Raw genomic sequence first — 6,151 nt, 5'->3', positions numbered from 1 at the left:
GCCGGTCAACGTCAGAATGATCTTGAAAAATTTTATGACAGCACTTTGAACACTGTTCAAGAAAAAGAAGTGCAAGAAGGAACTGTAATTTCGATGAACAAACGCGAAGTTGTTGTTGACATCGGTTACAAATCTGACGGTATCGTTAGCTTAAACGAATTCCGTTACAACCCAGAGCTAAAAGTTGGTGATACTGTTGAAGTATACATCGAAAGCCTGGAAGACAAAAAAGGACAAATGATTTTATCGCACAAAAAAGCACGTGCAATGCGCTCTTGGGATCGCGTTAACGCAGCTTTGGATAACGACGAAATCATTAAAGGTTACATTAAATGCCGCACAAAAGGTGGTATGATTGTAGATGTATTCGGTATCGAAGCATTCTTGCCTGGTTCTCAAATCGACGTGAAACCAATCCGCGACTACGATATTTACGTTGGTAAAACAATGGAATTTAAAGTTGTAAAAATCAACCAGGAATTCCGTAACGTAGTTGTATCTCATAAAGCACTGATCGAAGCAGAACTTGAACAACAGAAAAAAGAGATTATCTCGAAACTGGAAAAAGGACAAGTTCTTGAAGGTACAGTTAAAAACATCACTTCTTACGGTGTATTCATCGACTTGGGTGGCGTTGACGGCTTGATCCACATTACTGACTTAAGCTGGGGACGTATTACTCATCCGAACGAGATCGTTGAATTAGACCAAAAACTGAACGTTGTTATCCTTGATTTCGATGATGACAAAAAACGTATCGCTCTTGGTCTGAAACAATTGACTCCTCACCCATGGGATAACCTGGATGCTGAACTGAAAGTTGGTGACAGTGTGAAAGGTAAAGTAGTTGTTATGGCTGACTATGGTGCATTTGTTGAAATCGCGCCTGGCGTAGAAGGTTTGATCCACGTTTCAGAAATGAGCTGGTCACAACACCTGCGTAGCGCTCAGGACTTCCTGAAAGTAGGAGACGAAATCGAAGCTCAAATCCTTACTTTGGACCGCGAAGAACGCAAAATGTCTCTTGGTATCAAACAATTGCGTAAAGATCCTTGGCAAGATATTGAAACACGCTTTGGCGTTAGTTCAAAACACACTGCTACAGTTCGCAACTTCACTAACTTCGGTGTATTCGTTGAAATCGAAGAAGGTGTTGACGGCTTGATCCACATTTCAGACTTGAGCTGGACGAAAAAAATCAAACACCCATCAGAATTCACAGCTATCGGCGCCGAAATCGAAGTGGTTGTATTGGATATCGACAAAGAAAACCGTCGTTTGAGCTTAGGCCACAAACAATTGGAAGAAAATCCATGGGATGTATTCGAAACAATCTTCTCTGTTGATTCAATCCACGAAGGTACTGTTGTTGAGTTGTTCGACAAAGGTGCGACTATCGCTCTTCCGTACGGTGTTGAAGGCTTTGCCACTCCACGCCACTTAGTGAAAGAAGATGGTTCACAAGCCAACTTGGATGAAAAAATGGATTTCAAAGTAATCGAGTTCTCTAAATCTGCAAAACGCATCATCTTATCTCACTCTCGTGTATTCGAAGATGAGAAAAAAGCTGAAGTAAGTGCAGAGAAAAAAGCTCAGGTTAAGCAAACCAAAAAAGCTGTTAAAACAGTAAAAGATAACCTGGAGAAAACAACTTTAGGTGATATCAGCGAGTTGGCTGCTTTGAAATCTCAAATGGAAGCTGAAGAAAGCAAAGAAAAATAAGCTTAGCTTATCAATTGTTTAATAGAATTTCGTAAATTTCCATTCATGGAATTTAAAGTAGAGAATAAGGCCAATTATTCAGTTGTTAAAGTACTTAGCAAAAAGCTGGACACCAACAATGCCCCGGATCTGAAGTCGGAACTGGTTGTATTGGGTAACGAAAATGTAAAAAACATCATTCTTGATGTTAGTGAGTGTGAATACATCGACTCGTCGGGTTTAAGCTCCATTTTAGTTGCCAATCGTTTATGTGAAGACGCTATCGGAACTTTTATTCTGTCTGGGTTGCAGCCTGACGTGGAACATCTCATCCGCCTGTCAATGCTTCATACCGTTTTACTGATTACAAAATCGGTAAAAGAAGCTGAAGATTTGCTGGCAAAAAAAGGAAACCTTTAAAGTTCCTTTCCGGGATGACGATGCCCTTTCAAGTAACAATTTTAGGAAGTAGTTCAGCAATGCCTACTTCTGAAAAATATCCAACCGCTCAAGTGCTCAATGTACTTGGGCGGTTTTTTTTGATTGATTGTGGTGAAGGGACCCAACACCAATTGAGAAAAAACAGAATCAATTACAGCAAGATCAATCACATCTGCATCTCTCACCTTCACGGTGATCATTTCTTTGGACTTATAGGTTTCATTTCAACACTCATTCTACAAGGTCGAAAAAACGAGCTACACATTTATGCCCATTCCGAACTTCAACGGTACACGAAATTCCAACTGGAATTCCTGCAAATGAATGATCCTGGATTTCCAATTATCTTTCATCCGCTGAACTTCAAAAAGGCCCAGGTTATTTTCGAAGACAAGAAACTTAAAGTTACCGCTTTCCCGATGAATCACCGCATCCAGTGCTGTGGATTCCGATTCGACGAGCAAGCTCGTGAAGCAAATATCATTAAAGAGAAAATTAAGGAATACGAAATTCCAATTCGTGAAATAAAACACATTAAAGCAGGAGCTGACTTTATTTGCGAATCCGGCCAAATCATTCCAAACTCGGAATTAGTAATCCCTGCGCAAACTCCCCGCTCCTACGCCTTTTGTTCCGACACAGCGTATTATGAAAAAATGATTCCAGCTTTAGAAGGTTTAGACTTGCTTTACCACGAAGCTACTTTCGCTGACGAAGATCTAAAAATTGCGCAAGAGACCTATCATTCAACAGGTACTCAGGCTGCGAAAATCGCATCGCTGTCCGGTGCCGGAAAACTCCTGATTGGTCATTTTTCAACCCGTTACAAAACTCCTGACGCCATTTTTAGCCAGGCAAAAGCAGTTTTCCCAAACACTGAGATTGCCCAAGAAAACTCGACCTACCAAATTTGATCTTCAAAAATTTGCGTTCCTGTACATATGTCAGCAAACGCAGTCAAAATGTTCGCTACTTTTAACGTCCGGTCTCAAAAACGGCTCAACATGTCAAAACTGTTGCAATTCAAAAAACATAAAAATAGTCAAACTATGAAACAAACCTTGGCATTTACAGCGGGCTTGCTGTTTGCATTTAATTTATCGGCCCAAAAAAATGATGTGGCTAAAATTGAAATTCTTCCTCAAGGAAAAGGATTCTATTACGAAACAATCCTCAAAGACATAAGCCACGTAAGCGATTCGATAGAAGCAAAACCTGCAGCGACACGTCTAACAATGGATCAGTCTGGCTACAAGTTACCCAATAAGGTGAATTTATATCACCGCGAATGGGCGAACCCCGTAATTTCACAAGGAAATACGGGCACTTGCTGGGACTTTTCGACCTTGTCATTCTACGAATCTGAAATCTTCCGCATGACAGGGAAAAAAGTCAAACTGTCGGAAATGTTTGTCGCTTATCACGAATACCTGGCCAAAGCACAGCGTTTTATTCAGCATCGCGGCAACTCGCTGTTTGATGAGGGATCAGAGGGAAATGCTGTCGCCCGAATCGCTCTGGCTTACGGATTAGTGCCGGAAAGTGAATATACGGGACTAGTCAATGGTCGTAAATATCACGATCACGGCAAAATGATGGAAGAGATGAGCGGTTTTTTAAATTCACTAAAAACGTCGAACGCATGGAACGAAAAACAAGCTTTAGAAACCATCGCTTCAATCATGAATCATTATATGGGTGTTCCACCAAACACGTTTAAGGTTGAAGGCAAAGAATACACACCAATGAGTTACATGAAGGACTACCTGAAACTAAATCCGAACGATTTTGTTGAAATTCTTTCCTACAAGCAAAAACCTTACTGGCAACAGGTTGAATATACCGTACCTGACAATTGGTGGCATAATGCCGACTACTATAACGTTCCTCTTGATGTTTACATGGATATTATCAAGAATGCCATTCGCGGAGGCTATACAATGAGCATTGGTGGCGATGTGTCTGAAGCAGGTTTCCTAAGAGACACACAATGTGCAATGATTCCCGACTTCGATATTCCTTCAAACTATATTAATGAAGATTCCCGGGCTTTCCGGTTCGACAACGAAACCACCACCGATGATCATGGTATGCATTTGGTCGGTTATCTTGAAAACTTCAATAAAGATGGTAAAGACTGGTATCTGATTAAAGATTCGAGCTCTGGATCTCGCAACAACGACCCCAAAGCACCGGAATTCGGCTATTATTTCTTTAGTCAGGATTATGTAAAACTAAAAATAATGGGCTTTACCATCCATAAAGATGCGGTTCAGGAAATTCTGAAGAAGTTTAAATAATCCGCTCAAATAGATTCAAATCATCCCGAATTTATTTTAGGATCCAGCTCCGCTCCGGTGCAGATCACGAAACAAGTTCGGGATGACCTGTTTTATTTTCAAACTATTCTCCAAAAAACTCTTTATTGAAATTTACAAGGAAGAGTTCTTTCACCGGGCGGGTAAATGCTGTGTACAACCATCGGAGGAATTCTTTATTCAACATATCTTCTACCAGATACCCCTGATCAATAAATACAGCATCCCATTGCCCTCCCTGCGCTTTATGACAAGTTACGGCATAGGCAAATTTCACCTGAAGGGCATTGAAGTATGGATTTTCCCTTATTTTCTCCCAACGCTTTTTTTTGCTACGAATGTCGATGTAATCTTCGGCAACCGCATGAAACAATTTCTGATTATCCTCCGAACTAAAACTGGCCGTTTCAATATTAAGTGTGTCCAGAAATATTTTACAATCGACTTCCAGATCATCGTAGTCAATAAACTTCAAACTTACATTGGCAAACCGATAACCATACAAATCTTCATGTTTCCGAATTGATTTGACTTCAACAATATCTCCGTTCGCTATAAAATCGAGTCGCTCATCGTCGGCCAACCAGTAATAGTTGTTTTTAACAATCATCAACAAATCGCCAACGGTAATCTCAGACTCCTTATATAATATAGCCGACCGAATGCCCTCATTAAATTTATTGGCCCGTTTATTCGATCGGGTAATTACCATTGTTTGCTGTTCGCCATAACGGCTGTAACATTCCGATATTTTCTCAATCAAATCTCCTCCTCCAATACGATGAATATCCGCATATCCGTCCAGCTCTATCGGAAAGTAATCGCCAAAAAAATCATCTTCTGAAATGATCTCCCTCAAGGCAGTTGCGTTATGCAAAATCCCCGAATCCAATTCCTGACGAACCACTTCCTCTAATTCAACCTCTTCTATTTCGCCTCCGTATAATTCCAACTCATGCGCATCCAGTGCCGGGTTCAACTCCATCCCTACCGGAGGCAGCTGCGCAGTATCTCCCACAAGTATTAATTTGCAATTTTGGCCTGAATAAACATATTCGTACAAGTCGTCAAGCACTCGTCCGCTGCCGAAAACAGAACCGTCAAGGGAGCTGTTCGAGATCATTGAAGCCTCATCAACCAGAAAAAAACAATCTTTCAACAAGTTTTTATCCAATACGAACCGCCCCATACCATCAGAAGATGACTGCTGACGATAAATTTTTTTGTGTATCGTATAAGCACTTTTACCTGCATAGGTCGATAGCACCTTGGCTGCTCTGCCGGTTGGAGCCAGTAACACGGTCTGAATTTTAAAAGCGGTTAGTGTTTGCACTAAAGCACTGACCATACTTGTTTTACCGGTACCCGCGTACCCTTTTAGGAGGAAGATCTGGTCGGCCGTTTGATCCGTTATGAACTTCGCTAATTTCTCGGCTAGAATTCTCTGTCCTTCTGTCGGAGAAAAGCCTAGATTCTCGACGATTTGGTTTGCTATGTGTTTTTTTAACATCACGGCTAATTTAAAGGTAATCGCCCGATTGTAATTTAATTTTTTTTATAAATTTGCATGCAAACAAAAACTAATCTTAAATAATCAAAGATGAAGACAGCAATTCAGATTGTACTTATAGCGATCGCCATCCTTCTTGGATATTTGATTTACAATAGCGTTCAACGACCAATCGATTTTG

5 protein-coding genes are annotated in these 6,151 nt (G+C 40.7%); 4 read left to right on the top strand and 1 reads right to left on the bottom strand.

Annotated elements, in window-relative coordinates; all coding sequences use genetic code 11:
* The 4 genes from rpsA to ABZD21_RS19605 all read left to right on the top strand — a co-directional run.
* Window positions 1–1,722 (top strand): 30S ribosomal protein S1 (gene rpsA, locus ABZD21_RS19620; protein WP_372776832.1); only part of this gene is annotated, 1,722 nt, incomplete at its 5' end.
* A 45-nt stretch (window positions 1,723–1,767) separates the two neighbouring features.
* A complete protein-coding gene (locus ABZD21_RS19615) occupies window positions 1,768–2,121 on the top strand; it encodes an STAS domain-containing protein (protein ID WP_372776830.1) in 354 nt (117 codons plus the stop codon).
* 14 nt (window positions 2,122–2,135) lie between these two features.
* Window positions 2,136–3,056, top strand: coding sequence for a ribonuclease Z (locus tag ABZD21_RS19610; protein ID WP_372776829.1), 921 nt, complete (start codon window positions 2,136–2,138; stop codon window positions 3,054–3,056).
* Between the two features lie 135 nt (window positions 3,057–3,191).
* Window positions 3,192–4,442 carry a C1 family peptidase gene (locus ABZD21_RS19605; protein WP_372776828.1) on the top strand — a complete coding sequence of 417 codons (1,251 nt, stop codon included), beginning with the start codon at window positions 3,192–3,194 and terminating at the stop codon, window positions 4,440–4,442.
* A gap of 103 nt (window positions 4,443–4,545) precedes the next feature.
* On the opposite strand, the gene ABZD21_RS19600 is transcribed toward ABZD21_RS19605, so the two are convergent.
* Window positions 4,546–5,970: an ATP-dependent RecD-like DNA helicase gene (locus ABZD21_RS19600; RefSeq protein WP_372776827.1), complete on the bottom strand. Its 1,425-nt coding sequence runs from the start codon at window positions 5,968–5,970 to the stop codon at window positions 4,546–4,548.
* Between the last annotated feature and the right edge of the window lie 181 nt (window positions 5,971–6,151).

This window comes from Mangrovibacterium sp., from assembly GCF_041596335.1.
Lineage (GTDB): Bacteria > Bacteroidota > Bacteroidia > Bacteroidales > Prolixibacteraceae > Mangrovibacterium.
This window is presented reverse-complemented; position numbering and strand designations above follow the sequence as displayed.